Consider the following 26,538-nt stretch of genomic DNA (forward strand, 5'->3'; position numbering starts at 1 on the left):
TATTAAGATTTGTCTCATAATTCAGCAACTAAACGGATATAAGCAAATAATAAGCAAGTAATGAGCCTTCTACGCAAACTGTTTAATTTTTTTTCATTTTCACTATAATGTTCAGAGTTTACACAGGGATAGACACTAGTGAGCAGCACACCTTGTTGATACCCATACCTTGACTAAAAAAGGTATTTACCTCAATTACATGGAAAAACAGAACCGAATGAGTGCCAATAACAATAAACACAACGCAGCAACTCAAACAAGAAAACGACTAAGCTATTTACTTGCTATCAGCCTTATTTTTATTCATTCAATCGTTTTCGCTCAAAGCAACGATTTTTCCTTAGGACAAATAAGCCAGCTAAGCAATGCTCAGCAATCACAGTGGCAACAAATCTTCCCTCACCCTAGCCGTCAAGGTGATTATTTTGCTTTTAATAATCAAGGACAGTTGCATTTAATTACCTCTCAAGAAAGCAATAGTGAACACTTACTGATAGATTTAAACAGCAAGGCAAATACAGCGCAAGTAAAGCGCTTTACTGCCTTCACACTACACCCCAACTTTAATTTAAAAGACCAAAAAGGCTTTGCTACCTTTTATACCGCTCATGTGGAGCAGGCCAAAAAAAACCGTAACCAAGCAAGACTAAGCGAGCGCAGTGCCAAAGCAGACTTTGACTATGATGCGGTCTTAACACAATGGCAACTTAGTCTCGCCAATTTAAAAAAGCTAGATAGCGCAAATAAAAGAGAAGTATTGCGCATAGCCCTGACAAGCCAGAGCAAAGGTATTAATCAGCTAGCATTTAATCCGTATATTAAGTCTTGGAATGAAAATTTTGGTCTTTTATATCTCGCATTAAGCGCGACAAAAGACTTACAAGCGTACCCTTTATATTCTGGCGCTATTTTAAGAATTAACCCGAAAAAATACGGTCTGCGTAACTACAGCATTCCAAACACTAATCCGTTTCTACGTCATAACAATATTAATGATGCTATTTACACCTTAGGCAACCAAGATATTCAGCAATTTGTTTGGCCTAATAAAAATAGTGAACAGTTATTAATTTCACACCGATATCAAGAAAATGATACTTTGCAGCAGCGACTCTCTCTTAGCTCAGCAGGGGATGATTGGCGCAACCGAGCGCCGGCAAAAAGCCTCTATAAAAGCATGCGCACACTTAATGAACAAAGTATGCTGGTTTATCGAGGCAGAAATACCCCAAGCCTATTAAACAAGTTATTACTCGTACAAAATACTAACAATGGTTGGCAGCTTTTCTCGTTAGCAAGTTTAGATAACCAGCCATCTAATAAACTGCTACCTCCGCAACTAGAGTGGCAATTTAGTCAACACATACCTAAAGAAAGCTCACTGACTTTACATGCCGATGCTAACGGTGAATTGCTGTTTTTTAATGGTAATGACAGTGCTATTTATCAATTACATCAGCATAACAAGCTAAACAATAACACAACTGACCAGCAAGCAAATACTAGCCTTATGGTTAGTATTGTATTGGCAGTTCTTGTCTTAATATTTTGGTATTTCGCAGCCAAAGCCATCAAGAAAAAGCATTCTGCTAAAACCTTAGTGAGAAAACAGTACGCCACAATTAGCTATGATGACAAGAATCATGCCCTGACCTTGTATAGGCGACATGAAAAAACTAATGGTGTTGACATTAAATTATCTAACATACGAGCTTGCCAAGTATTGCTGGGTGATAACTGCCTAGTTGAAGTAAATAGCGAACTCGCCTTTGGTTTTGATAATGAACTAGAGCACCAATTAAGAGATACGCTAAAAAAAGAGCATGCCGACAAAATGATTGAAGGCAAAGTACGCCGATTATCTTTGGTTTTAACGGATCATAATAAGCAGAACTACATTACCTGCCTCTACTTACGCAAAGGCAATAATCGTATTACCAAGAAAAGTTACTTTGAAGTTGTTGATGATTTAGTTGAATGGTGCTGGCTAATTGCGCAAAACATTACCCCTGAGCAAACTGGCAAGCGAGATAAAAAACCAAAAATTAGTGCCGAAGAAGTCGCTTTATATCAGCATAGAACTCACGATGAAACACCATTGCATAAGCAAGCTGCGGCCATAAGGCCAGCAACGCATCCAGAGCCTAGGGTAAAACCAGCAGTGCAAGAAAATACAATACAGGAAAATGCAACAGAAGCAGCAACGGCTGCAAGCACTGAAGCAGAGCCAAGCAGCAAGCAACACTCAAGTAAAGAAGATACAGAATTGGTCATTGCCCTAGAAAAACTGGTAAAATTGCAGCAACAAGGCTTTTTAAGTGCTGATGAATTTGCCCAAGCAAAAGCCAAACTATTGAAAAACTTAATTGATTAGTAAAGCTCCAGCATTACTCAAAGCAGCAATTTATGATCATTAATCGTTTAGCCAACAAACGAAATATTCTTATTAGCGCCACTATTGTCATCATTACCGTGGCGCTATATTGGTTTTCGCAACAAAGTAATTTCAGCTTTAGCCAACTCTCAGAACAAATAATCACAGCATTAACCTTAACGAACCCTGAAAGCCATTTATTCGCTAACATCGCTTTACTACTGGTTATTTTAAGTTTAGCTACGGCTTGCGCGCTACCTAGGCAAATTGCCGCGCTTATTGCAGGTATTAACTTTGGTGCAACCATAGGGGCAATTACCGCACTAAGTGCTGCAACCATTGGCTGTATTATCACCTTTTCAGTATCGCGATTTTTATTAAGCGAACGTATAACAGCGCGTTACCCAACACAGCTTGCCAAACTATCAGCATTTTTGTGCCAACAAACCTTTATTAAAACCGTCATTATTCGGCTTTTACCTGCTGGCAGTAACTTTTTAACCAATATAGTTGCCGGGGTAAGTAAGGTATCAATGAAATCTTATGTTAGTGGCTCATTTATCGGCTTTATTCCACAAATGGTGATATTTTCTTTAGCAGGTAGCGGCATTAGATTAGGAGCACAAACAGAAATGCTCGCCAGCGGCATACTGTTTTTAATCGCGTTAATACTCAGTGCTTATCTTTACCGTCAGCATAAGCAATCATCGGTAGAAACGGCCTAAGCAATAGTTACTTTAATAAGCTGCTATCAATAGCAACAAAGCAATCAGCAGTGTTAATCAATGAATTTGCTGTTAACTTTTCCACACCAAAAACTTGCGTTTTCACTTTATGTTTCTGCTTTATATGTTGTAATAACAAATCAAAATCACCATCACCTGAGAGCAGCACCACTTTATCTACCTGAGCTGCTGCCTCCATGACATCGATAGTAATACCAACATCCCAATCGCCTTTAGCTGAGCCATCACTGCGTTGAATAAAGGGTTTAAGTTTGACGTTAAAACCTATGTGTTTAAGTGCCGTTTGAAATTTATGTTGCTGATCATCGCTACGCTGAATGGCATAAGCATTGGCGATAACAATATCACCTTGCGCCGTAAGCATTTGCCAAAACTGACGATAATTAAATTGCCGTTGATAACAATCTCGCGTGGTGTAGTAAATATTCTGTACATCAACAAATACTGCAATTTTCATCTATAAAAGTCCTAATTTCATTACATTTAGCCAACTTTAGCACGCAACTAGTGTGCTATTTCTTTGCCGACAAACCAAGACAATTTTTTTTAACGATGTTAAAATTGCGCTTTTATTTTGTCCTAACTTTTTGAGCGAAACATTATGTCGGCTTTGCGTTCTCTTTTTTACCTTTTATTAAAACTACCTGTGCGCCTATTAGTGCGTACCAGAATAGTTGCCGATACTAACACTCCTGCCAATAACCAAACGCAGCCAATTTTTTATGTTGTTCGCCAGCAATCAGCCAGTGACTTACTCGCATTACAATCTGCTTGTAAACAGCAAAATTTACCTGATCCGTTAGAGCAAGTAGAAATTAACGGTAAAACATTCCAACGCACCCTATGTTTAGCCAAGCCCAGCCGACTTTTCTCATGGGGCAAGGTCGGCAAAACCCAAGCATTAAGACAAGGCTTAGAATTACTTAATCAACATGCGCTTGATAAAAACTTAGATGCACAACTGATCCCAGCCAATATGATTTGGGGCAGAAACCCAAGTAAAGATAAACAGGCGACATTAAGCTCATTAATTGCTGATCAACCCTCGCCAAGCTGGTTGCGTAAATTCTTTATTGTGTTATTTTCCGGACGCGATACCTTAGTTCGCTTTAGTGAGGCACTTTCTATTCGCGTAATGACCGACAACCACGGTAGCGATAAAGCCACGGCACATAAATTACTGCGCGTTGCTCGCTTTCACTTTCACCGTCAAACCATGGCAGCTCGTGGCCCTAAATTAATTCATCGCCAGCAAATGTTTACTGCATTAATGGCGAACCCATCAGTAAAACGCATTATTGCTGATGAAGTCAAAAGTAAGAAAATTAGCGAAGAAAAAGTGAAGAAGCAAGCGCTAGCCATAATGGACGAAATTGCTGGCGACTTTAACTTTTCTTGGATTCTGTTAGGCGAGAGAATTTTAAAATGGCTTTGGGGTCGCTTATTTAGCGATATTAAAGTAGACAATGCTAAAGTGCTGCGTGAACTTGCACAAGATGGTCATGAAATCATTTATGTGCCTTGTCATCGCAGCCATATGGACTATCTGTTGTTATCGTATGTGATCATGCAAGAAGGTGTGATGATGCCGCGTATTGCCGCAGGTATTAACCTAAACTTCTGGCCTGCTGGCGGTATTTTTAGAAAAGGCGGCGCCTTCTTTATTCGTCGCAGCTTTGGCGGTAACCGCTTATATTCGACAATTTTCCGCGAATACTTAGGCTTATTATTTGAAAAAGGCTACTCAGTAAAATATTACACCGAAGGTGGCAGAAGCCGAACTGGTCGTGTACTTGAGCCGAAAACTGGCATGCTAGCTATGACTATTCAAAGTTTATTGCGTGGTATTGACCGCCCATTAACCTTAGTACCGGTTTATTTAGGTTACGAACACGTGATGGAAGTGGGTACTTATCATAAAGAATTGAGCGGCAGCCAAAAGAAAAACGAATCTATGTTTGGCGTATTAAAGGCGATTAAGAACTTACGTAACTACGGAAACGGTTATGTTAACTTTGGCGAGCCAATGAACGTTAATGAGTTTTTAAATAACCATGTACCCGATTGGAAAGACGCAATCGATCCTATCGAGCCGCAAAAACCAAATTGGTTAACACCAACGGTGAATGTGCTTGCCGAAAACGTAATGACTAATATTAACAAAAGTGCTGCACTTAACGGTGTCGCTTTAGTTGCGCTTATTCTACATGCGAGTGAAAACAAAGCCTTAGCTAAAGCGGAACTTGAAGCACAATTAGACTTCTTCTTAACCTTACAACGCCAAGCACCTTATAGTGATTCCTTAACTATACCAGAGGAAACTGGCGCACAAATTCTTGAGCATGTCATTTCGTTAAATAAAGTCACCATTAGTGAAGACACCTTTGGCAGCATTGTTTCGCTAAGTGCGACAGCCAGCTTAGAAATGCGCTATTACCGTAACAACATTCTTCATACCTATGTCGTGCCTGCTTTAACCTGCCGTTTACTAGAAAAACATAACAAAATTAGTGAAGAGCAATTAATTGACAATGTAAAAAGCATAGTTGCCTTACTTAAAGATGATTTATTCTTGTGGCAAGACAGTGAACAAGTAGCAACGCAGACTCAGCAGGTGCTAGCAAGCCTGCAAGCATCAGACATTGCCAAACAGAGTAAAGCAGGTTTTTGGTCACTGACTGAAGATACCAACTTACTTACCCATGTACATGTTATGGCTGAGTGCATTGATGAAAGCTTACAGCGTTTAGCCATTATTACTTCATTAAGCACCCGTTTAGCACCAATAAGCAAGCGTGATTTAGAAGAGAAAGTTGTTGCCATTGCCAAGCGCCTGTCGGTGTTGAATAACATCAATGCGCCTGAGTTTGTCGATAAAAAAGCGCAAGCCACCTTAATTGCCAGCATGCGTGAACTTGGCTACCTAGTTATCAACGATGACGGCTTATTAGTGGCAAGCGAGACCATGCCAGCAATAAAAGCAACCGTAATTAACCTAGTCGATATTGAAGTACTGCAAAGTATTGCGCGTTAATATCGCGAAGTAACCTAAGCTTTGCTTAAGGGATAGATTAAATATCATAATTAAAAACCCCGATTGTTTTAGGGAACCAATCGGGGTTTTTGCTATCTATACAGACAATAATAATTCTCTGTAAACACACGCGCGATACGTGCAAGGGATTGCAACCATTACTTCTTCAGATCTCAGCGACATTAGCTTATTTGCCCCTAAACGCACTAGTGAGCATACTGAAAGCATGCCCTTTGCCCTAGGTATTAATGCATTTTCTAGCTCAGACACCGAAAAACAGACAGCTAGTAATAAGCAAACCATTTCGCTAACCTCGCAAGAAGTTACGCCAAGTGACATCCCTAAAACCTTTATAGAAAAAGATATTCAATTGCTAGGTGAACCAGTTAACACTGGCGATAAACAAGCTAAAACATTTTTAATCTCTATATTCATTCACTTAGCATTGTTGGCTGCCCTGATATTACTTGCAAAAACATCACAGTTAACAATGCCCGCTAAAGTAGCTGAAGTTAAAGCCATCAAAAGTTATTTGTATAAAAAGCCTGTTAAGAAAGTACAGCCTGTGCAAGCACCTACTGAAAAAGCTACAGAATCACAGCCTACAGCCCAGACAAAAGCAGCAAAACCGCTAGAAACAAAACCACCAGAGCCAAAACCTGTAGAGCCACAGCCAAAAGCTAAGCAAACTGAACAAGCAGCTAAAGTGACACCGCAATCACCCGCCCAAAGCACGCCGCAAACAGCTCAAGAGCTTAAAGCAGCACAGCCGAAAACCAAATCATTTTCCGCCTACGGACAACTCAATAAGTTACGTAATTCGATAAACCAGCAAATGCTGGAAAAGGATTTTCAAGAATACCAAGCAGTTAGATCACATTCTAAAATGCATGCCCAGCCGTTTCCGGTGCCACATTCAGAAGTTCAGTTAACACCTGAGCAAATTAAAGAAAAGAACACCAGTAACTATGGCGGCGGTACTATTACCAAGTTAGACAATGGCCTATGTATTATTGAGCGGGAGCAATTTATTGGCAGCCCAGTCGAAGCGTCGACTTCAGCCTTTAATTGTGGCGAGAGTAAATTTGACGCTAGTTTTCGCGAACATATGAAAAAGGTTCAAGAAAAACTAACGCCTGTGAAGCCTAAACAATAAGTTCATTGCTTCAGCTCAATAAGGCTTAACTTGTCTTGAACTATCAGATTCCATTATTGAAACTTAATCAAATCTGACAGTCGCCTCTGTGCCAACAACGGTGGAAGATATAAACACGATAAAGATAATCTGATGGTCTGCTATGCCACCAGAGCTGTCATTTACTCAACTGACTTGGAATGAATTATTTGTTAAGTTTTTCGTATAAATTAGTCTAATAATTATTATTCTTTAAAAAGTCAATTAAAGCTATTGTTAATTATGTGTCTTTTATATACTCACCTTCATTACATATTGATATTACGGATAATATTTATCATGAACAAGGCTTTACTATCACTACTATTACTCGCCTTTACATTCACTATTAACGCGAAAACTTTTAAGGAAGATATGGACTTAAGTAAGCTTTGGTTTAAACCATATTTAGTTAAAAATAATGACGTGGCATGCGATAGCTTATTAGAGGATGTACAAACTAAGTTTTTATCTAATGTTAGCTTCTATAAAGCTTATAAATTTAGTGGTAGAAATAATATAGATACAAATAAATTGTTAGATTGGCGTTATTTAGGAGATAGCCAACTTAAAGAATTACAAGCTTACAATAAAACTTTTTATCTTACATATAAACAAAACGCAGGTTGTGGTGGAGCTTGTGAAACTAATCAATCACTTGCATCAACAGAAGCCTTTCCAGAAAAACAAAATTATTCATACCTGAGAGAGTTAGCAGAAAATACTCATCCAGCCGCAAGCTATAATTATTCAATTTTTGAGAATAATGACAAAACTCCTTACTTATTTATTGTTGGTAGCTATTTTGAGTATAAAGGAAAAATTTTATTATATAAGCTTAACGCTGATGCTAAATGGGAAAGTGCTTGCGAAATATCTGTAGTACCCAAAGGTAGCGAAAGCAATAGTAGTAAAGAATATAATAAAGCCAAACTGTCTATCTCTGCCCTTAATCAATCGATCCAAGGCTTAACTCGTGGCGCTGGTCGATGTGGAAGTATGAATACTGAATATCGGTGGAGAAATCGCACAACATCGGCTCTTAATCAAACAATGTTTAGACCTTGGGCTATGAATAATTCAGCTGAAGGTAGTGTAAATAGTTATGGTGATTATAAAAGGATTATAGACAGTTTAAAAAGGTGGTCACTCACAGGTTTATCAGAACACGCAGCTTTAAAAGCTTATTCTACACAGTTAACTCTGACAGTTATTGACCTTTCAAAGTTCTATCAAAAAAGCTTTGGCTGGTCTGAAAGTAAAGCTAAATGGATGGCTGAGTTTGCTTTAACATCGGCAGTGAGTAAAGGTTTTGGTTTTTATATGTACGAACCAAGTTTCTCGAAAGGAGAATATGAATTAAGAAATAATATTTTAGATGATGATAGTAAATCAATAAACTCTCTGAAGTTTGATGCATCTAAAATTGATTCTCAACTAACAAGTTGGGCTAGTCCTGAAGGCAAAGAGAGCATTTTAAATATTGCTATCAGAGACCCTGAAAAACTAAAACTATTGTTGGATAAATCAATTGATCCCAATAGTGTTAATCAATTTGGTAAAACACCATTAATGTATGCAGCACAATACAATCAACTTGAATCAGCTAAATTATTAATTGAACATGGTGCGAATACAATAGCTGCCACTACGAAGCCAGCAGATACATGCTATTACACACTTAAAACAACAAAAATGACAGCCCTGCATTATGCCGTTCGTTATGCTTCTTCTGAGTTTATTCGATTGTTGCTTGATAATGGCGCTGAACCATTTATGACTGCTGAAAATGGTCATAACCACCCTACAACGTTAGAAACAGCATTAGATTGGTTCTATCGTTATACCTTAGAAACTTCATCTGAAATAAATCCTAATATTGACACAGATGAATTACAAAAAGTTGAACAGTGGTTGAAAGTACCAAGTGATAAGCAATTACTCATGGAAGCTAAAAAAAGTATTATTGACGCTGAGAAGTTATATCAACAAGGTAGAATTAAAAAATCATATGAGTTATTGCTAAAGGCACTCGCGATTGAACCTGATAACGAAAGGACTTTAAGTAATATGGCCTTAGTATCTCTTAAATTAAATCGCTTAGGTGAATCATTAGCAGCGAGTGAAAAGTTAATTGAAAAGTCAATCAATAAAAAAAATCAAGCTAATGGTTGGTTTAACCAAGGCTTAGCTTGTGAGCAGTACACTTTGTCTGGAAAACGAGGCTACCTCAACTATAACGGTCAATATTATTGTAATAAACCTTTTATTTATTCTTACCTTCAGGCTTGGTTAACATACAAGACAGAGGCTAGGAAAAATAAACTAGTAAGTGTCTTTAAAGATAAAAAAACAAATGTTTGTAAAGTGATTACACCTGAAGGTAACGCCTATCAGTTTCACTTTCTGACGATAAATCGTGAAGATATAATTTACTTCTTTCATTCAAATAATATAGCGCTTACAGCCGCTAATATATTTAACGAAGTAAACTTTTTCGATGTTAATAAAGGGCAGAACAGATTTCCGATAAACTATACACCTAAATACACTGCAAGTTATGATCTAGGAGAATATGTAGTTGACGAAATGATGTCACCTTATGGAAATGGCTATCCTATATATTTAGGTAAACTATCTTGTCGATTAAAAGAAGATAACCAGAACTAAATCCAAATTAAATTTCAACTACTTATACAACTTCTAAAGATTTATTATACGAGAAAATAAAATTTTTCTTAAATTTACAACTCTTCATTGTTGCTTAACAAGGGTATTTTCTAGTAAGTAATGACTATTTTAGACTCATAGTTAACGAAAAAACGATTATTCAAAGCTGAAAGTCAAAATATGATCCCCTACACCTAAGCTGAAATGAAATTATTTAGTTAATGCTGCCAGCTCCAAGGTAACCTGTTCAACACCTTGTTTAGCAATTTTATTACTTAACTCAGCTTGTTTACTGCTCAGTAATGAAATGCCTTCTACCACCATATCAAATGCTTTCCACTGCCCTGTTTTCTTGTCCTTACGCATTTTAAAAATCACATCGATTGTCGGTGCGTTCATATCAATTATTTGCGTTTTTACCGAAACAATTTTTTTACCTTGAGTGGGCTTATCCGCTTCAAAAATCACTTGCTGGTTTTTGTATTTCGTTAATGCCGTGGCATAGGTTCTCACTAAATAATGACGCATTGCCTCAACAAAATCAGCACGCTGCTCTTTTGAGATCTTTTTCAAGTGCTTACCTAAAATGCGATATGAGGCATAACGATAATCAATTGATGGCATCAATTCTTGTTCAACAATATCGCGCATTAAATAAGGAAATTTTTTAATCTCCTGTTGATTAGCTGAAATTCGGGTAAAAAGCTTATTGCCCACCTCTTTCAATACCAGATACGGTGAGCTTTCAACTTGATTGTTTTGTGAAGCCAAAGCCGTGGCTGAGGTAAGCACTAATAGCCCAACAAGCGCGATATTCTTCAACAAATTCCCCATTTCAAACCCCCAATAATTAAACTTTAAACACTGCTAAAAAATCAACAAACCGAGTGGTCGGTATATATTGTGCGCATACTACCACCGACCGAGCGGTTTGTGAATAAATTTCTACTACAAATTTGTTTCAAAGTTTAAAAAAGGTGTGAGCAAAGTCAGCATTACGGCGCTGACCTTCACAGGGAATAACGTAGTAATAAAATCTATACTATTGATATTATCGAAATTATTTAATATTTATGAGGGGGTTACTTTTTGAGTGCTCGAATATATCGACACAGTTCGATAATAACTTTCTGGAATAGCTCTTTATTTCTGGCACTTTTACTTAAGGTGGTAGAGCCATGGAATGTGGCGACAATAAAATATGCCACTTGGCTCAGCTCTATATCTGCGCGTAGTTGACTTTGAATACGTGCAAGGCTGGCAACAATTAATGCGTTGAGTTTTTCTTGCATAGCTAAAATGCGTAAGCGAAAGCCTTCATCAACGTTAGCCATTTCTTCACACAAGTTGTTTAGCGGGCAACCACAAACAACTTCGCTACAATTCATTTCACTTGCCATGGCAGTAAAAAACTCACACAAACCTTCGATAGGATCATCATGTGCTAGTGCTGGCTGCCAAGTCTCTAAAAACATAGGAACATATATTTCTTCAAAGACAGCGTAACCAAGCTCTAATTTACTGGTAAAGTGATAGTAAAGTGCGCCTTTAGAAATAGCACAGCGTTCGAGAATCACTGACAAACTGGTCGCTTTAAAGCCATGCTGGTGAATTTCATCGGCAGCAACCGTTAATATATTTAAACGGGTTTTTTCAGCATCACTCATATCAACAACTCTCACTCTACAACTAGCAGACAAATAATAACCAACCGAGCGGTTTGTTGCAACTTACAAGCTTAGCGTTTGTAAAAAACTACGTAAATGCTTACCCAAATTTGGCTCTAATAAAGAATACTCGATATTAGCCTGCAAAAAACCCAGTTTATTACCGCAGTCGTGACTTCTACCGACAATTTTATAGGCTTCCATCGGCTCGCTTTGCAGCAATAACTGTAAGGCATCAGTTAATTGAATTTCATCATTAACACTAGGTAAGGTAAATTCCAGCGCTTCCCAAACACTGCTTGCTAACACATAGCGTCCAGTAATCGCGAGATTTGAAGGCGCATCGAATTTGGAAGGCTTTTCAATAAGTGCCTTAATAGCGGAAAATTCAGCGGCTTTAAGATCTGTGTTTTCTACATCAACTACGCCAAAATTTTCAACATCATCAGCATCAACTTCCTCTACCAATACCTGGCTAATATTGGTTTGCTCAAACCTGCGTTTCATACCAGCTAAATTATCGGTCGTTAAATCTGACTGATATTTATCAATAAGCACATCAGGTAATAACACCGCAAAGGGTTTGTCACCAATAATAGGCTTAGCGCATAAAATAGCGTGCCCTAAACCTAGTGCATTAGATTGACGTATAGAAATAATATTAGTGCCTTCAGGAGTGATAGAGCGCACTTCAGCCAATAAAGAACGCTTCACTCGTTTTTCAAGCTGCGCTTCTAATTCAAAGCTGGTATCAAAATGATTCTCTATCGAATTTTTACTGGCATGCGTCACTAATACGATATTTTTGATGCCAGCAGCGGCGGCTTCTTCAACCACATATTGGATTAAGGGCTTATCAACCACAGTTAACATTTCTTTTGGAATTGCCTTAGTGGCAGGCAACATACGTGTACCTAAACCGGCAACAGGAATAACAACTGACTCTACTTGATGACTCATGCTCACATCCACTTAAAACTACAACCTATTACATCGAATATGCTCTAGCTTAAAATAACCCAGGTCTAAAAAATGTCTTTTTGAGTGAATAAGAATACGAAAGCTCTTATTCACTCTCCGGCTAAGAAATAATTAACTGCTCAGGGAAGAATATCACTAAAAGCAATACCGCTATTTGCATCAAAATAAAAGGAATGACCCCTTTATATATGGTACTGGTTTTAAGTGACTTAGGCGCAACCCCTTTCAAATAAAACAAGCTAAAACCAAAAGGCGGCGTTAAGAACGAGGTTTGCAAGTTCATTGAAATTAAAATAGCAAACCAGACTAAATTAAGATCTAATGCCATAGCCACTGGCAACAAAATCGGCACCACCAAAAAGGCAATTTCGATAAAATCAATGAAGAAACCCAAAATCAAAATAGCCAACATAGATATAGCAATAAAGGTCCATTTACCGCCGGGCAACTCCATAAAGAAATCTTCAATAATATATTCACTACCTGAATAACTAAACACCATGGCAAATGCTGTAGCACCAATCAGCACGGCAAATACCATAGAGGTTACTTTTACCGTTTCTTTCGAGATTTCATGCATTTTTTTCATAGAAAAACTACGATAAAAAACAGATAAAATCACTGCACCTACCGCGCCAATAGCCGATGATTCTGTTGGGGTAGCAATACCTGAAAAAATTGAACCCAGCACAGCCAAAATAAGCACAAGCGGCGGTACTATGTCCTTAAGGGCTTGTTTTAAAATAACCGATTTATCTTCAAGTACTTCAATGGGAGGGCAAAATTCAGGTTTAAACTTGCCAAGCATTAAAATATAAACGCTGTATGCGACAATCAGCAAAATACCCGGTAATACCGCCGCGCGGAATAAATCACCGACAGGCACGCCCATGACATCACCTAAAATAATTAAGATGATTGAAGGTGGAATAATCTGTCCTAGGGTACCTGAGGCACAAATAACCCCCGTTGCTGTCGGTTGGTGGTAATTATTTTTCAGCATCACCGGCAGTGAAATCACCCCCATAGCCACAACACTAGCACCAACAACACCCGTAGAGGCGGCAAGCAAAGCCCCCACCACTATGGTGGATATAGCGACACCACCAGCGATACCACCAAAAAGCTTAGCTGCTGACTCTAATAAGCGTTCAGCTAAGCCTGTTTTTTGCAAAACAATACCCATAAAGATAAACATAGGCACTGCCATTAAAATGGTATTTTCCATAATGCTCATAATGCGATAAGGCATAAAAGCAAACAGATCAACACCCAGAACAAACACACCGACAATAAGGGAGACACCGGCAAAGGTGAACGCCACAGAATAACCTAAAAATAGGCAAATTAGCGCAATGACAAATAAAACAATACCGGTCATTTTTCAGCCTCTTGTTCATCTTGTAAAACAAGCACCTGCAATTGACTTAACACCACATGCAGTATGGCTAAGGTTAAAAATAGCGCTGAAACGGGAATAACACTGCGCACTATCCAGCGATGCGGCAAGCCACCAGGATCAGCACTGCCCTCCCCCATTTGATAGGCCTCTAAGGTGTAATCCCAGCTAAAATACAAAATAAGTAAGGTGATAGGTAAAGCAAAACAAACCGAACCAAAAATATTCACTAAGGCTTGCTTGCGTTTGCTCATAGCATCGTAAAATATATCTACACGCACATGCGCATCTTCTTTTAAGGTGTAAGCAATACCAAACATAAACATGGCAGCAAACAAATGCCACTCTAGCTCCTGCATTGCAATACTAACGTCATTAAAAAAGTAGCGCATAATGACATCGTAAAAGACATTGGCGATCATCAAGAGCAGTAAAATGCTACAAAGATTGCCCAAGGCATTAAGCACTTTTTCTATTATTTTTATGGTACTTTGCATGTATTTTCTCAGCTGTAATAAAAAAGCAATGCCCTGTTATAAAGCATTGCTTTTATTAAGGTAGTATTACGAACTTATTGCGCCGCAACACTCACTTTGCTATCAAAGTTATCAAGGTAAGCGCGATCAGACAAGTTTGTCCAAGCGCGAGCTTTTTGCTGATAATCACTTAATGACTTTAAGATTTCTGCCGTCATCTTATCTTTAGCGGCAAACTCTTTCAATAACGTTTCATTGGTTGCTAAAATGGCATTCATTACCGGCTTAGGGAATGAGCGCATTTTCACATTAGGGTAATCTTTTGCTAGTGTTGCTAAGTTCATGGCACTTTCGTGATACGACTGAGCATACATATCATAAGCGGCCGCTTTCATTGCTACCGTTAAGATTTTTTGTAAATCTTTTGGTAATGAATTATAGGCTTTTTCATTAACCATAAACTGCAACTCAGCTGCTGGCTCATGCCAACCGGTATAATAATATGGTGCTATTTTGTGAAAGCCCATGCGTAAATCTAACGACGGGCCAACCCACTCTAACGCGTCAATGGTGTTACGCTCTAACGCTGTGTATAACTCACCAGCAGGAATGTTAGTCGGCTTAGCACCTAACCTTGCCAATACTTCACCAGCAAAGCCTGGGATACGCATTTTCAAGCCTTTTAAATCTTCCACGCTGTTGATTTCTTTCTTAAACCAACCACCCATTTGGTTACCGGTATTGCCCCCCGGGAAAGATAAAATACCGTATTGACTATACACTTTCTGCATTAATTCCATACCACCACCATGGTAAAACCAAGCATATTGCTCTGGTGCTGTCATACCAAAAGGTACGGTGGTGAAGAATAGGGTATTAAAGTTCTTACCTTTCCAGTAATAAGAGCCTGAATGGCCCATTTGGTATTGACCCGTTTTAACGAAATCAAAAATACCTAAAGGCGACTTATGTTTATTAGATGAATCAATGCGAATAGTTAAACGGCCATTAGACATTTCCTTAACCATTTTCGCCATGTTCTTTGTTGCTTCGCCAAAAATGGGGAAGTTAGGGCCCCAAGTTTCAGCTAAACGCCAACGATACTTTTTACCATCATCAGCTTGAGTTAAACCAGAAAATCCTAGACTTGATAGGCCAATGGCAACAACCGTCACCGCCTTAATCAAAAATGATGTGCTCATACCGGCTTCCTTTTATCTTATTGTATGCTGTTATTATTTTTAATCTGCGCCACTACCCTAAAATAGCTGCGAAGATTTCACAAGAATTAAAAAAGAATCAGCTATATGAAAAAACACGCAAAGAAAGGTGTTATAGCAATTGAATTAGCGCTTGCTAACAAGGTACAGCAAGCAGATTCATTGAATAAATAAGTGAGTGGCTTCTATAAATACTCAACCAAGATACCGCAAAAGATCACCATACCAACCCAGTGGTTATGCAAAAACGCTTGGAAGCAGGCTTCTCGCTCTCTATTGCTAATAAGTAGTTGCTGATAACTAAACAAACCCGCCGCAACCACTAGGCTTAATTGATATGGCCAACCAAATGCCAGCATGTCACCTACTGTCCACAAGGTTGCGATTACCATTACCTGCAACAAACCAATAATACGTTTATCGTAACTATTAAATAATATGGCGGTCGATTTAACGCCTATTTGCAGGTCATCATCGCGATCAACCATGGCATACATGGTATCGTAAGCAACAGTCCACATCAGGTTAGCCGCAAATAATAGCCAAGCAATAACAGGCACTTCACCCTGCGCTTCTGAAAACGCCATGATCATGCCCCAGCTAAATGCTGCACCCAATACCAGTTGTGGCATTTGCGTATAACGTTTCATAAACGGATACAATGAAGCTAGTACCAGCGCAACCACAGACAAGTAAATAGTTGGCCAACTAAGCGTTAACACTAAACCTAAAGCAATACCTATAAGCAAACCAAATAAATTAATGGCTTCCGTGGTCGTCATCATGCCAGAGACAAGCGGGCGATTTTGCGTGCGCTTTACTTTGCCATCAATTTTTCTATCAGCAAAATCATTAATGACGCAGCCAGCGCTGCGCATAACAAATACACCTAAGCTAAAAACAATCAATAAGTGAAAACTAGGCCAACCATCACTTGCAATCCACAACGCCCAATATGTTGGCCACAGCAATAAGTAGGTGCCTATGGGTTTATCCATACGGGTAATTTGCTTAACCGCCTGCCACTTGTGTGAGAGTTTATTTAACATAGTGTTTCTCTTAGATGTCCTCTTGATACGCGAATGCGTTAGGCAAAAAGACCTCAGCCACCATCAAAGGTTTATCCTCTAACACAAAGATTGAACGTCGCCCCCACAGCTGCTCTTGCTTGGGTAAGGCTAACTTTTCAACTAATAAGCTAACAGATGAATCTACAGCAAAGTTGGCTATTTCAATATTTTGTCGTTGCAATGACGGGTTATTAAAAAGTACCTGCCCTAACGATTGTGTGCCTAAATCAGCCAACTTTTGTTCTTCACCCGTTAAGCTAGATAAGGGTAATAAGCTACGTGCAAATACTTGCGGCTTTTCATCACAATAAAGCAATACTTCTCTAACCAGCACTTGCTCACCCGCTTTAATGGTGTCATTGGCTTCAACGTCAGGGCACGCTTGAACTCTTTGACCCAACAACTCAACACGAAACTGCTGACAATTAGCCCTAAGACGCATAGTTAGCGAGCCGCTATCCAGTAGCCAATTTAATAGTGTTGTTGATATCTCATTACGCTGCTTGGCATAAGATGGTGACTGCCACGAGCCTGAAAGCGTAATAGGAAAAAGAGGGTGCTGCTTGCTCATAAAAAAATTATCTAACTAAAATCGCCGCTATCATAGCACGCTTATTTAGCATTCTCATCGCAGATAACCATAACAAATAAAAACTTTTCATTATTTTGTAAAAAATAGTGAAGCAAAATGGATAAATAAGGTTATGATAAGAGATAGCTATTGTATTTAATCTGTATCGCTTTATTTTTATGAACAAATATCTCATTGTATTCATGTGCTTTTTATTTACAGCACCACTTAAAGCCAGCAACTACGCCTATTTTGGTTTTGAGCCAGACATAGTCACCAACTACGTAGCCGTAAAAAAGAAAATGGGCTATGTTCGTTTAACCGTTGAGCTTATGGTAGAAAAAGGCGACAACCTAGCCATTGTTGAACATCATGCGCCACTGCTACGTGATGCCATTATTAATATTATCGGCCAGCAACCTGAAGCTAAAGTTAAATCAATGAAGGGACGAGCTGAAATTCAACTGCAATGTGAAGAACAAGTAAAAGAGTTGTTGGTTAAGGAAACAGGTCAACCACTGATCAAAAAATTATTATTTACCCAGTGGTTAGATAACTAAATACAAATACAATCATTAAATAGCAACAAGCCCAACACTGAATGTCTTGGGCTTTTTTATGGCAATCACTTTATGGCAATCACATTAACCGCTATCGTGTTACGGTATAGTCTTTACCTTTCACCGCATGTAAAACCACATTGCTACTCGGCTGTGTCTTTAGCTTAGCTTGATATAGCTTAACAATAGCAATAGTGCATAAAGCCATAGACGTTAATACGATAAAAGTGACAGGTAATAACACTAGCATTAAAGGCACTGCCAAAAGCGCGATAATACCATCTTTTAATTTCAGTTTATTAGTGACAACGGAATTAGAAAACATACAACACTCCTTAATTCAAAAGGGACTCTTTAACTTAGCTCACCTAAAACCAGCTAAACTTTACTTGCTTACTAACTGCAACTCTTCTGCTTCCACAGTCACTTCAAATACATCTACATCGGCCTCAGCAATAATAAGCACTTCATCTTCTGGTGTTACCGTGATATCAGCAAACTTTTCTCGAGCTATTTCTATCGCCATCGCACCGCTACTATCCTGGAAAATATAATCATCATCACTGGTTTGTTGAATAATATTGCCTTTTAGCATGATAGTGTCATCACCAACTAATTCACTCACTTCGGCAACATTAAGCTCTATTGGCTCTGATCCTGGATCAACAAACTGGGCAAAACTCGCGCTAGAAAACACTAATAAACCAATAGGTAACATGGTACTTAGTTTTAACATAATATTTCTCCACTTCGTTGTTGAGCTTTTATAGTAGAGTGTTAAAAAACAAAATGTTGTAATAAATAGCAGCGAAGCTGTTACATAATGTAGTCTGAGCTAATCACGAAAATCATCAGCTCAGCTAGGGTAAGGAGTAGTTACTTATTAGCAACTTTTACGGTAAAAATAGCGTAGAGACAGCCAGATATTAGCCCGATTAAATGCGCGGTATTTGCCATATTCACAGGTAAAAGTTCAGCAAAGCCGAGCAATAACCAGAAAAGTAAAAAGCCAATAATAGGTTTAGATAAGGTTAAGCCGCTGTCTGGTTTTAAGTAACCATACCACCAAACAAAGCCCACTAACGCATACACTACGCCAGATAAGCCGCCAAAATTCGGCCCTGACACAATAAACTGGCCGACATTAGAGCCTATAGCCGATATCAGGGTTAAATTAATTAACACCCCTTTACCTAATAGCTTTTCAATACTGCCGCCAATTTGCCACCACCACATAGTATTAAACACGATATGCAGCCATGAAAAATGAAATATTGCCGGACCTAGCAGTCGTAAAGGTTCATGTAAAAAAGCATCAACAGACAGTTGATGATAAAATTTTACGCTAGAGAAAATAGGCTGAGCCCAGCCTAATATGCTTGCTAAGAAAACAAGCCAGCACAAGGCGAAAACCGTTAAAGTCATCATGCCTGCGTGCGATAAGAAATTTTCTTTAAAACTTTTCAGTAAGGTTAAATCGTTAGCTCGCACCTCAACAGTATCACCATGTTGCCAGGCTGCCTGTTGATATTTACCATCGTAAGGGTGCTGAATAAAGGCATCAAATTCAGCCTTGGCTTGCGCTAAACTGTCTTGCTGACAAAAAACAACAAAGCTGTGGTCTTGCGTTGCCACTACCTTACTAGCAATACCTTGAGTAGCAATATAATTAGCGAACAACAAGGCAATATTATGATCTTGAAGCTGCACCAGTGCCTGTAAGCACTTGCCGTTTTCTTCTATCGTTATTGGTTGTTCGCTCATTAAAATATTAACGCTCTACACTATCAGGAAATTCACTTTGCCACTGGGTAAAACCACCGTCAAGTGAATACACCTCAGTAAAGTCTTGCCCTAATAAGAACTGAGCTGCTTGTATGCTAGAAATACCGTGATAGCAACACACCACCACTGGCTGATCTAAATCCGCTTCGCGCATAAAGTCGCCAATTGATTCATTAGATAAATGAATCGCTGATGCGATATGACCACTACTAAAGGCATTAGCATCTCGAATGTCCACAACGCAGTGGCTTTTATTTGGCAGAATTTCATGTAATTCTGCCACTGACATATGTTTAACTACTGGTTGAGCTTCAGACACTCGAGTAACCTCTTATCTATTGTTCGTCTAGACTATTTAGTCCAATCTAAAATCACCTTACCCGATTGACCAGAGCGCATTACATCAAAGCCCTCTTGGAAATCATCAATGGAGTAATGATGAGTAATAATTGGTGTTAAATCCAAACCTGATTGAATTAAGCTCGCCATTTTATACCAAGTTTCAAACATTTCGCGACCATAAATTCCCTTAATCGTTAATCCTTTGAAAATTACTTGGCTCCAATCAATGGCCATATCGCTACCAGGAATACCTAACATAGCGATTTTTCCGCCATTATTCATATTCTCTAGCATGCTAGTAAAGGCCGCCGGTACGCCTGACATTTCTAGGCCAACATCAAAACCTTCTGTCATCCCCAGCTCAGACATGACATCAGCTAAGTTTTCCTTACTGACATCAACTGCACGTGTCGCGCCCATTTTTCTTGCTAAATCAAGGCGATATTCATTGACATCAGTAATCACTACATGGCGGGCGCCAACGTGTTTAGCAACCGCAGCCGCCATAATACCAATAGGACCAGCACCCGTAATAAGTACATCTTCACCGACTAAATCGAATGATAATGCCGTATGTACTGCATTACCAAACGGGTCAAAAATAGCTGCTAAATCATCAGAGATTTCATCAGGTAATTTAAAGGCATTGTAAGCTGGAATCACTAAGTATTCAGCGAAAGAGCCGGGGCGATTAACCCCAACACCTACGGTATTGCGACACAAGTGCGTTCTGCCACCACGACAGTTACGACAATGACCACAAGTAATATGACCTTCACCCGATACGCGATCGCCAATCTCAAAGCCTTTTACTTCTTGGCCAATGCCAACCACTTCACCGGCATATTCATGACCAACCACCATAGGCACAGGAATCGTCTTTTGTGACCACTCATCCCAGTTATAAATATGAATATCGGTACCACAAATAGCAGTTTTATTAATTTTTATCAGTAAGTCATTGTGACCTACTTTTGGCTTTTCCGTGCGCTGTAACCAAATTCCCGGCTCTGGCTTTAATTTAACTAATGATTTCATCTTGTTTCTTCTTTCACTTCTAATCAGTGCCTTTTAAGCTGTATAGTTCAATTTAGCTGATTAGCTTAAATAACGCCCATTTCTTTACCGATGCGGGTAAAAGCTTCAATCGCTTTATCTAACTGCGCTTTACTATGAGCTGCTGATATTTGCGTACGAATGCGCGCCTGCCCTTTTGGTACTACCGGGAATGAGAATCCGATTACGTAGATGCCTTCAGCTAATAAACGATCAGCCATATTACTCGCCACTTTTGCATCACCTAACATTACTGGCACAATAGCGTGATCAGCACCGGCACAAGTAAAACCTGCCGCTTCCATATTGTTTCTAAAATAGGCAGCATTTTCTTTTAATGTCGCGCGTAATTCGCCACCTTGAGCCAATAACTCAAGTACTTTTAATGATGCATTAACAATCGCTGGCGCTAAAGAGTTTGAGAATAAATACGGACGAGAACGCTGACGTAACCATTCAATCACTTCTTTTTTACCTGAAGTATAACCACCTGATGCACCGCCCATGGCTTTACCGAGCGTACCAGTAATAATGTCGACTCTATCCATTACTTGGCAATACTCATGGCTACCACGACCTTCTTCACCAACAAAACCAACGGCATGTGAATCATCAACCATAACCAAGGCATTGTATTTGTCAGCTAAATCACAGACACCTTGTAAGTTTGCGATAACACCGTCCATTGAGAAAACACCATCCGTAGCAATCAGCTTAAAGCGAGCGCCCGCTTCATCTGCTTCTTTTAAGCACTGCTCTAATGCTGCCATATCATTATTGGCATAGCGAAAACGCTTAGCTTTACATAAACGTACGCCGTCAATAATTGATGCATGGTTTAAAGCATCGCTAATAATGGCATCTTCAGGGCCTAATAATGTTTCAAATAAGCCAGCATTGGCATCAAAACAAGAAGAATACAAAATGGTATCTTCCATACCTAAGAAATCACTAATGCCCTTCTCTAACGCTTTATGAATATCTTGCGTACCACAAATAAAACGTACTGAAGCCATACCAAAGCCATGCTCATCTAAGCCAGCTTTTGCTGCTTCAATAAGTGATGGGTGATTAGCCAAACCTAAGTAGTTATTGGCACAAAAGTTAACCACTTGCTCGCCTGTGTTTACCGCGATTTGTGCTTGCTGTGCGGTAGTGATTACACGCTCTGCTTTGTATAAACCATCAGCTTTTACTTGTTCGATTTGCTCAGTTAAATGTGAGTAAAAACCTTTCGTTGCTGCCGGACTAGTCATATGAATTCCTTAAATAGTTAGCGTACTTTAATGCCTCTATTATCAACTCACTTTAATCGATGAAAAAGTGACATTACTTGATAATATGACCTTTTTTATAGTTAAATTGACATATAAACCTGTCGAAATAAAAGTTACTGCTTATATTATGAAAATAAGCACTGATTAGGAGTGTAGTGTGTTAACCGAAAAAGATGAAGAATTGCTATCGATATTACGATTAAATGCTAGAGCAAGTATCTCTGATATTGCCAGAGCAACAGGTGTTTCAAGAACGGCAATACAAAATCGACTCAATAAGCTTGAAAATAACAATGTCATTAAAGGCTATAGCGTAGTACTGGATAGTGCCTATACCAGCGGTTTAGTCAGCGCCAATGTTTCTTTAAAAGTGAAGCCTAATTTGCGTAAACCGATTTGCATCTCCTTAAGAAAAGTAGATCAAATAACGCATATACATTCTATTAGTGGCGAGTACGATTTGCTGGTGACAATTCAAGCAAGTACCTTAGAAAAGCTGAGCGATGTGCTTAATTTGGTTTGTTCAACCGAAGGTGTAGAGCGTACCAATTCATCTATTATTCTCGATACTATCTTTGCTCGTTAACTAGCCCTTATTGAGATACAGCTTTAGCGCAAGGCAAACTTTAACCACTGGGCAATATCTTGGGTTAATGACTCATTAGCAAAGAGTAGTTGCCGATTGGTTCTATCACCTTTAAAGGTTTGCATTTTTGACTGCTTAGCGCCATTCCAGTTGAATAGCTCTTGTGTCACTTTAATAGTCGCCATATGCTGAGCCGAGCCAATAAAATACGTTGGAATATCAATTAAATTTTTATAGCGCTCAATATCAGCAAAAGTCATTTCTGGGGTAATAAGCACTAAAGCGCTGACATGAATTTGCTCAGCTAACGCCACGGCATAAGGCGCAGCACAACCACTAGCAACAACGGCAACGCCCTTATTTTTATGCACTTTCGTTCGCAGCCATTGATAAGCTGCAAGTATATCTTGCGGCCAATATGAGGTTAACAGTGCCACTTCACTTTGATAGCTGACAATATCTTTCGCTTGTTTTTTAATTTCCAACTCAGAAAAGCCCATAGCCACGCTTTTACCAAAGCCACGAAAGTCTAATGACAGGGTGTGTAATTCTTGTAGCGCAATTTCATTTGCTAAATCTTTATAGCGACTTCTATCAGCTTGACAGTCATGCAATATAATTACGCCAGCACGCGCAGCTTGTTCAGCCGTTTGTTGTCGCATGGGAGCAGTTTGAAAAAGATAATCTGCCGTTAACAAAAAATCGTAGTCTTCACTGGCTTTAATCTTTACCACCTCACTATATGCCTGCTGCTCACTGTTAGCATAAGCTGTAAAAATAGATGCAGATAAAAATAAGGAGATAACAGATAAAGTTACTTTATTTACAAACTGATTCGCCATAGTAAAGACACTTACAACTAATAATATGTATAATCTACCGATATTATCACTATAGAGCAATTTATGTTTGCCCTGCTATTGTATCGACTACTTTTATTGATTTTATTACCTTTTCTATTGCTAGCCTTAGTAATAAGATCGAAAAACAATCCCGCTTACCGTGCCAGATTAACAGAGCGTTTTGGTCTGTTTCCAAAGCCATTTAAGCAAGGCGGCATCATAGTACATGCTGCCAGTGTCGGCGAAGTCATTGCCTTAAAAAGCTTTATCGAACAATTACTTGATACATACCCTGAGTTACCCATAACAGTCACCACCTTTACGCCTACCGGCTCAGCACAAGTTAACAAGCTATTTGGCAATAAAGTGCAGCACGGCTATTTACCTCTTGATGTTTTCTTTGCCAGTAAACTTTTTCTACATCGACTCAAACCGAAAATGATGATTTTTATGGAAACCGAGCTTTGGCCGAATTTAATCAGCCAATGTGCCGATAACAAGGTTAAGTTATTGCTGGTAAATGGTCGATTATCGGCGAAATCATTAAAAAGCTATAAAAAATTAACGCCATTAATCACCCCCTGCATTCAACGTTTTGACCATATTCTCTGCCAAAGCCAAGAAAATTTAGAGCATTACTTGCAACTTGGCGCTAAACCGCAAAGTATCAGCAATAGCGGCAATTTAAAGTTCGATATTAGTCTGAATAACGATATTCAAGCCAAGCAAACTGAATTAGCCAACTTGCTTAAACCTGCCAAGCAAAACCAACGCCCTATTTGGCTAATCGCCAGTACCCATGAAGGGGATGAAGCCTTAGCACTCGCCAGTTATCAAAAAGTTATAGCCGAGCAAGCTGATTTACTGCTTGTTATCGTACCAAGACACCCTGAGCGCTTTGATGCAGTTGCCAAGCTTTGCTTAGCTCAAGGGTTATCATTAGCAAGGCGCAGTGAAAACAGTGTTGTTAACAATGAGCAGGTGTGGTTACTCGATAGCTTAGGTGAACTTATGGCGGCATGTAGCCACGCAGATATTATTACTATGGGCGGCAGCTTTAGCCAAATTGGCGGTCACAACCCTTTAGAGCCAGCACTCTTTAAAAAGCCCATTATTGTTGGCAGCGATATGAGTAATTTTAAAGAAATAACTCAACAGTTATTAGAGAGCTCTGCTTTAATTCAGCTAAACACTGAGTCTCACCAAACATCAGAGCAAAGTGAAGAGCTAAGCAAAACACTCTCTGCGCTTTTAAATGATAAACATAAACAAACAGTACTAGGCGAAAGTGCCTATCAAGTTGTACTGACTAATCAAGGTGCAAGCCAACGCAGTATTGAAAAAGTACAAGAATTAATGCAATAAGCTGAGGTGCTTTTCTCTACGAATTATTGCAAGTTATCAAGATAACGATAACAATAAGCTCTTTTATCTAATCACCCTATTGAAACTATGATGCCAAGTGCTAGTACCTACTTTACTCAAGGTAATATTACCTGCCAGTATGATGAGAATTTAATCGCAGATTTCTCCGCAGATATGCTCAGTGCTGACTATTGGCAACAACGCGACAGCATAACAGGCTCAGCACAAGGGCGAGGAACAACCTGGTTTATCCGCTATGTTGCCCCACAAGCGCAAGGTGTTGAGCATAACTGGGTGTTACGCCACTATTATCGAGGTGGTTTAATTGGCAAGTTAATTAAAGATAGTTACCTGTTTACGGGGATTGAAAACACCCGAGCAGCCAAAGAATACGCATTGCTTGAACATATGCAAACCCTTAACTTACCTGCACCTAAGCCGGTGGCATGTCGCGTTACCCGCACAGGACTATTTTATCAAGCTGATTTGCTCTCAACCCGTATTGAAAATGCGCAAGATCTGGTCGCGATTTTATCAAAACAAACGCTTAATGAAGCACTTTGGCAGCAAATCGGCGCGACCATTAAACGCTTTCATGATAATGGTATTTATCATCACGATTTAAACGCCCACAATATTTTGCTTAATGATAAAGCACGGGTATTTATTATCGACTTTGATCGGGGTGAACAGCGCCCAGTGCAAGCGACTTGGCAACAAGCCAATATGGCGCGCTTAAAGCGCTCTTTTGAAAAAGAACTCAACCAGCTCGAGCAATTTCATTACAACGAGCAAAATTGGCAACAATTGCTTCATGGCTATCAGGAGAAATAATCAATGAGCATAGTAATTCGACATAGTGAAATGTCTGATATCCCAGCCATCAAAGCAATCTATCAGCAAGAAAGCTGTTACTCAGGTACATTACAACTACCCTATCCCAGTGTCGATAAATGGCAAAAGCGCTTTGAGCAAGCTGATAATAATTTTTACAGCCTAGTTGCCGAAATCGATGGTGAAATTATCGGACAAATAGGCCTAGAACACTTCAGTAACCCAAGAAGGCGGCATGTTGCTAATCTTGGCATGGCTGTTTCAGAGCATCATCAAGGACAAGGTGTAGGCGGTAAACTACTTAGTGCCATGTTAGATTTAGCTAACAACTGGCTCGCTATTACGCGTATTGAGCTTGAAGTTTATACCGATAATCCAGCGGCCATTAAACTTTATCAATCAAAAGGTTTTGCAATTGAAGGCACAGCAAAAGCCTACGCCTTTCGACATGGTAAATACGTTGATAGTCACTTAATGGCTAAAGTCTCTTAGTAACAGCAAAGGAGCAA

Annotated in this window: 26 protein-coding genes; 10 read left to right on the top strand and 16 right to left on the bottom strand. The window is 39.2% G+C overall.

The window, feature by feature from the left end:
• The first annotated feature begins 199 nt into the window (after positions 1 to 199).
• Together EMK97_RS10675 and EMK97_RS10680 are read left to right on the top strand one after the other, a co-directional pair.
• On the top strand, positions 200 to 2,374 hold the full coding sequence (locus EMK97_RS10675) for an SHOCT domain-containing protein (RefSeq protein WP_130602008.1): 2,175 nt from the start codon (positions 200 to 202) through the stop codon (positions 2,372 to 2,374).
• Between the two features lie 32 nt (positions 2,375 to 2,406).
• Positions 2,407 to 3,099 carry a TVP38/TMEM64 family protein gene (locus EMK97_RS10680; RefSeq protein WP_130602010.1) on the top strand — a complete coding sequence of 231 codons (693 nt, stop codon included), beginning with the start codon at positions 2,407 to 2,409 and terminating at the stop codon, positions 3,097 to 3,099.
• A 7-nt stretch (positions 3,100 to 3,106) separates the two neighbouring features.
• On the opposite strand, the gene EMK97_RS10685 is transcribed toward EMK97_RS10680, so the two are convergent.
• Positions 3,107 to 3,577: a LabA-like NYN domain-containing protein gene (locus tag EMK97_RS10685; protein WP_130602012.1), complete on the bottom strand. Its 471-nt coding sequence runs from the start codon at positions 3,575 to 3,577 to the stop codon at positions 3,107 to 3,109.
• A gap of 144 nt (positions 3,578 to 3,721) precedes the next feature.
• Here EMK97_RS10685 and plsB point away from each other — a divergent pair, with 144 nt between their 5' ends.
• The 3 genes from plsB (at position 3,722) to EMK97_RS10700 (ending at position 9,998) form a co-directional block, all read left to right on the top strand.
• Positions 3,722 to 6,154 carry a glycerol-3-phosphate 1-O-acyltransferase PlsB gene (gene plsB, locus EMK97_RS10690; RefSeq protein ID WP_130602014.1) on the top strand — a complete coding sequence of 811 codons (2,433 nt, stop codon included), beginning with the start codon at positions 3,722 to 3,724 and terminating at the stop codon, positions 6,152 to 6,154.
• 139 nt (positions 6,155 to 6,293) lie between these two features.
• Complete coding sequence (locus EMK97_RS10695; protein ID WP_130602016.1) at positions 6,294 to 7,310, top strand: hypothetical protein; 1,017 nt, start codon at positions 6,294 to 6,296, stop codon at positions 7,308 to 7,310.
• Between the two features lie 393 nt (positions 7,311 to 7,703).
• Positions 7,704 to 9,998, top strand: a complete 2,295-nt coding sequence (locus tag EMK97_RS10700; RefSeq protein WP_170176747.1) for an ankyrin repeat domain-containing protein — start codon at positions 7,704 to 7,706, stop codon at positions 9,996 to 9,998.
• Positions 9,999 to 10,208: 210 nt separating this feature from the next.
• Here EMK97_RS10700 and EMK97_RS10705 read toward each other — a convergent pair whose 3' ends face one another.
• The 8 genes from EMK97_RS10705 to EMK97_RS10740 all read right to left on the bottom strand — a co-directional run bounded on the left by EMK97_RS10705 (position 10,209) and on the right by EMK97_RS10740 (position 17,382).
• Positions 10,209 to 10,832: an MlaC/ttg2D family ABC transporter substrate-binding protein gene (locus tag EMK97_RS10705; RefSeq protein WP_130602020.1), complete on the bottom strand. Its 624-nt coding sequence runs from the start codon at positions 10,830 to 10,832 to the stop codon at positions 10,209 to 10,211.
• Positions 10,833 to 11,080: 248 nt separating this feature from the next.
• On the bottom strand, positions 11,081 to 11,665 hold the full coding sequence (locus EMK97_RS10710; RefSeq protein ID WP_130602022.1) for a TetR/AcrR family transcriptional regulator: 585 nt from the start codon (positions 11,663 to 11,665) through the stop codon (positions 11,081 to 11,083).
• Between the two features lie 63 nt (positions 11,666 to 11,728).
• Complete coding sequence (galU, locus tag EMK97_RS10715) at positions 11,729 to 12,625, bottom strand: UTP--glucose-1-phosphate uridylyltransferase GalU (protein WP_130602024.1); 897 nt, start codon at positions 12,623 to 12,625, stop codon at positions 11,729 to 11,731.
• Positions 12,626 to 12,746: 121 nt separating this feature from the next.
• The gene (locus EMK97_RS10720) at positions 12,747 to 14,027 is read right to left on the bottom strand and encodes a TRAP transporter large permease (RefSeq protein ID WP_130602026.1); all 1,281 of its coding nucleotides are present in this window, start codon (positions 14,025 to 14,027) and stop codon (positions 12,747 to 12,749) included.
• Positions 14,024 to 14,542, bottom strand: coding sequence for a TRAP transporter small permease subunit (locus EMK97_RS10725; RefSeq protein ID WP_130602028.1), 519 nt, complete (start codon positions 14,540 to 14,542; stop codon positions 14,024 to 14,026). Before EMK97_RS10725 ends, EMK97_RS10720 begins: the two co-directional genes overlap by 4 nt.
• A 74-nt stretch (positions 14,543 to 14,616) precedes the next feature.
• Positions 14,617 to 15,723, bottom strand: a complete 1,107-nt coding sequence (locus EMK97_RS10730) for a TRAP transporter substrate-binding protein (protein WP_130602030.1) — start codon at positions 15,721 to 15,723, stop codon at positions 14,617 to 14,619.
• Positions 15,724 to 15,926: 203 nt separating this feature from the next.
• Positions 15,927 to 16,790, bottom strand: a complete 864-nt coding sequence (ubiA, locus tag EMK97_RS10735; protein ID WP_130602032.1) for a 4-hydroxybenzoate octaprenyltransferase — start codon at positions 16,788 to 16,790, stop codon at positions 15,927 to 15,929.
• 10 nt (positions 16,791 to 16,800) lie between these two features.
• Positions 16,801 to 17,382, bottom strand: coding sequence for a chorismate--pyruvate lyase family protein (locus tag EMK97_RS10740; RefSeq protein WP_130602034.1), 582 nt, complete (start codon positions 17,380 to 17,382; stop codon positions 16,801 to 16,803).
• A 203-nt stretch (positions 17,383 to 17,585) separates the two neighbouring features.
• Between EMK97_RS10740 and EMK97_RS10745 the strand changes: the two genes are divergently transcribed.
• Entirely contained in the window at positions 17,586 to 17,942 is a 357-nt protein-coding gene (locus tag EMK97_RS10745; protein ID WP_246028763.1) for a flagellar basal body-associated protein FliL, read from the top strand.
• Positions 17,943 to 18,033: 91 nt separating this feature from the next.
• Here the strand turns inward: EMK97_RS10745 and EMK97_RS10750 are convergent, their stop codons facing one another.
• From EMK97_RS10750 to EMK97_RS10775, 6 genes are all read right to left on the bottom strand, one after another.
• Positions 18,034 to 18,267, bottom strand: a complete 234-nt coding sequence (locus EMK97_RS10750) for a hypothetical protein (RefSeq protein WP_130602038.1) — start codon at positions 18,265 to 18,267, stop codon at positions 18,034 to 18,036.
• A gap of 60 nt (positions 18,268 to 18,327) precedes the next feature.
• The gene (locus EMK97_RS10755; protein ID WP_130602040.1) at positions 18,328 to 18,678 is read right to left on the bottom strand and encodes a YgiW/YdeI family stress tolerance OB fold protein; all 351 of its coding nucleotides are present in this window, start codon (positions 18,676 to 18,678) and stop codon (positions 18,328 to 18,330) included.
• A 140-nt stretch (positions 18,679 to 18,818) separates the two neighbouring features.
• Positions 18,819 to 19,706, bottom strand: a complete 888-nt coding sequence (gene glpG / locus EMK97_RS10760) for a rhomboid family intramembrane serine protease GlpG (RefSeq protein ID WP_130602042.1) — start codon at positions 19,704 to 19,706, stop codon at positions 18,819 to 18,821.
• Positions 19,707 to 19,713: 7 nt separating this feature from the next.
• The gene (glpE, locus tag EMK97_RS10765) at positions 19,714 to 20,016 is read right to left on the bottom strand and encodes a thiosulfate sulfurtransferase GlpE (protein ID WP_130604461.1); all 303 of its coding nucleotides are present in this window, start codon (positions 20,014 to 20,016) and stop codon (positions 19,714 to 19,716) included.
• Between the two features lie 62 nt (positions 20,017 to 20,078).
• Positions 20,079 to 21,107 carry an L-threonine 3-dehydrogenase gene (tdh, locus tag EMK97_RS10770; RefSeq protein WP_130602044.1) on the bottom strand — a complete coding sequence of 343 codons (1,029 nt, stop codon included), beginning with the start codon at positions 21,105 to 21,107 and terminating at the stop codon, positions 20,079 to 20,081.
• Between the two features lie 65 nt (positions 21,108 to 21,172).
• On the bottom strand, positions 21,173 to 22,381 hold the full coding sequence (locus tag EMK97_RS10775; protein ID WP_130602046.1) for a glycine C-acetyltransferase: 1,209 nt from the start codon (positions 22,379 to 22,381) through the stop codon (positions 21,173 to 21,175).
• Positions 22,382 to 22,559: 178 nt separating this feature from the next.
• Between EMK97_RS10775 and EMK97_RS10780 the strand changes: the two genes are divergently transcribed.
• Positions 22,560 to 22,988 (top strand): Lrp/AsnC family transcriptional regulator, encoded by a 429-nt coding sequence (locus tag EMK97_RS10780; RefSeq protein ID WP_130602048.1) that lies wholly within the window; start codon positions 22,560 to 22,562, stop codon positions 22,986 to 22,988.
• 23 nt (positions 22,989 to 23,011) lie between these two features.
• Here the strand turns inward: EMK97_RS10780 and EMK97_RS10785 are convergent, their stop codons facing one another.
• Positions 23,012 to 23,830: an alpha/beta hydrolase gene (locus EMK97_RS10785; protein WP_130602050.1), complete on the bottom strand. Its 819-nt coding sequence runs from the start codon at positions 23,828 to 23,830 to the stop codon at positions 23,012 to 23,014.
• Positions 23,831 to 23,893: 63 nt separating this feature from the next.
• Between EMK97_RS10785 and waaA the strand changes: the two genes are divergently transcribed.
• The 3 genes from waaA to EMK97_RS10800 all read left to right on the top strand — a co-directional run bounded on the left by waaA (position 23,894) and on the right by EMK97_RS10800 (position 26,521).
• Positions 23,894 to 25,195: a lipid IV(A) 3-deoxy-D-manno-octulosonic acid transferase gene (waaA, locus tag EMK97_RS10790; protein ID WP_130602052.1), complete on the top strand. Its 1,302-nt coding sequence runs from the start codon at positions 23,894 to 23,896 to the stop codon at positions 25,193 to 25,195.
• Positions 25,196 to 25,282: 87 nt separating this feature from the next.
• Entirely contained in the window at positions 25,283 to 26,029 is a 747-nt protein-coding gene (locus EMK97_RS10795) for a 3-deoxy-D-manno-octulosonic acid kinase (protein ID WP_130602054.1), read from the top strand.
• Between the two features lie 3 nt (positions 26,030 to 26,032).
• On the top strand, positions 26,033 to 26,521 hold the full coding sequence (locus EMK97_RS10800) for a GNAT family N-acetyltransferase (RefSeq protein WP_130602056.1): 489 nt from the start codon (positions 26,033 to 26,035) through the stop codon (positions 26,519 to 26,521).
• The last annotated feature ends 17 nt before the right edge of the window (positions 26,522 to 26,538 follow it).

The organism is Litorilituus sediminis, from assembly GCF_004295665.1.
Taxonomy (GTDB): domain Bacteria; phylum Pseudomonadota; class Gammaproteobacteria; order Enterobacterales; family Alteromonadaceae; genus Colwellia; species Colwellia sediminis.

What these genes read in the sequence shown, in the direction of transcription:
- plsB (WP_130602014.1), top strand. Translation starts at nt 3,722, where the DNA reads ATGTCGGCTTTGCGTTCTCTTTTTTACCTTTTATTAAAACTACCTGTG.
- waaA (WP_130602052.1), top strand. Translation starts at nt 23,894, where the DNA reads ATGTTTGCCCTGCTATTGTATCGACTACTTTTATTGATTTTATTACCT.
- EMK97_RS10750 (WP_130602038.1), bottom strand. Translation starts at nt 18,267, where the DNA reads ATGTTTTCTAATTCCGTTGTCACTAATAAACTGAAATTAAAAGATGGT.
- EMK97_RS10755 (WP_130602040.1), bottom strand. Translation starts at nt 18,678, where the DNA reads ATGTTAAAACTAAGTACCATGTTACCTATTGGTTTATTAGTGTTTTCT.
- EMK97_RS10720 (WP_130602026.1), bottom strand. Translation starts at nt 14,027, where the DNA reads ATGACCGGTATTGTTTTATTTGTCATTGCGCTAATTTGCCTATTTTTA.
- EMK97_RS10705 (WP_130602020.1), bottom strand. Translation starts at nt 10,832, where the DNA reads ATGGGGAATTTGTTGAAGAATATCGCGCTTGTTGGGCTATTAGTGCTT.
- EMK97_RS10800 (WP_130602056.1), top strand. Translation starts at nt 26,033, where the DNA reads ATGAGCATAGTAATTCGACATAGTGAAATGTCTGATATCCCAGCCATC.
- EMK97_RS10775 (WP_130602046.1), bottom strand. Translation starts at nt 22,381, where the DNA reads ATGACTAGTCCGGCAGCAACGAAAGGTTTTTACTCACATTTAACTGAG.
- EMK97_RS10745 (WP_246028763.1), top strand. Translation starts at nt 17,586, where the DNA reads ATGTGCTTTTTATTTACAGCACCACTTAAAGCCAGCAACTACGCCTAT.
- EMK97_RS10730 (WP_130602030.1), bottom strand. Translation starts at nt 15,723, where the DNA reads ATGAGCACATCATTTTTGATTAAGGCGGTGACGGTTGTTGCCATTGGC.
- EMK97_RS10785 (WP_130602050.1), bottom strand. Translation starts at nt 23,830, where the DNA reads ATGGCGAATCAGTTTGTAAATAAAGTAACTTTATCTGTTATCTCCTTA.
- EMK97_RS10795 (WP_130602054.1), top strand. Translation starts at nt 25,283, where the DNA reads ATGATGCCAAGTGCTAGTACCTACTTTACTCAAGGTAATATTACCTGC.
- EMK97_RS10740 (WP_130602034.1), bottom strand. Translation starts at nt 17,382, where the DNA reads ATGAGCAAGCAGCACCCTCTTTTTCCTATTACGCTTTCAGGCTCGTGG.
- EMK97_RS10680 (WP_130602010.1), top strand. Translation starts at nt 2,407, where the DNA reads ATGATCATTAATCGTTTAGCCAACAAACGAAATATTCTTATTAGCGCC.
- EMK97_RS10710 (WP_130602022.1), bottom strand. Translation starts at nt 11,665, where the DNA reads ATGAGTGATGCTGAAAAAACCCGTTTAAATATATTAACGGTTGCTGCC.
- EMK97_RS10675 (WP_130602008.1), top strand. Translation starts at nt 200, where the DNA reads ATGGAAAAACAGAACCGAATGAGTGCCAATAACAATAAACACAACGCA.
- EMK97_RS10700 (WP_170176747.1), top strand. Translation starts at nt 7,704, where the DNA reads ATGGACTTAAGTAAGCTTTGGTTTAAACCATATTTAGTTAAAAATAAT.
- tdh (WP_130602044.1), bottom strand. Translation starts at nt 21,107, where the DNA reads ATGAAATCATTAGTTAAATTAAAGCCAGAGCCGGGAATTTGGTTACAG.
- EMK97_RS10725 (WP_130602028.1), bottom strand. Translation starts at nt 14,542, where the DNA reads ATGCAAAGTACCATAAAAATAATAGAAAAAGTGCTTAATGCCTTGGGC.
- glpE (WP_130604461.1), bottom strand. Translation starts at nt 20,016, where the DNA reads ATGTCAGTGGCAGAATTACATGAAATTCTGCCAAATAAAAGCCACTGC.
- galU (WP_130602024.1), bottom strand. Translation starts at nt 12,625, where the DNA reads ATGAGTCATCAAGTAGAGTCAGTTGTTATTCCTGTTGCCGGTTTAGGT.
- glpG (WP_130602042.1), bottom strand. Translation starts at nt 19,706, where the DNA reads ATGAGCGAACAACCAATAACGATAGAAGAAAACGGCAAGTGCTTACAG.
- EMK97_RS10685 (WP_130602012.1), bottom strand. Translation starts at nt 3,577, where the DNA reads ATGAAAATTGCAGTATTTGTTGATGTACAGAATATTTACTACACCACG.
- ubiA (WP_130602032.1), bottom strand. Translation starts at nt 16,790, where the DNA reads ATGTTAAATAAACTCTCACACAAGTGGCAGGCGGTTAAGCAAATTACC.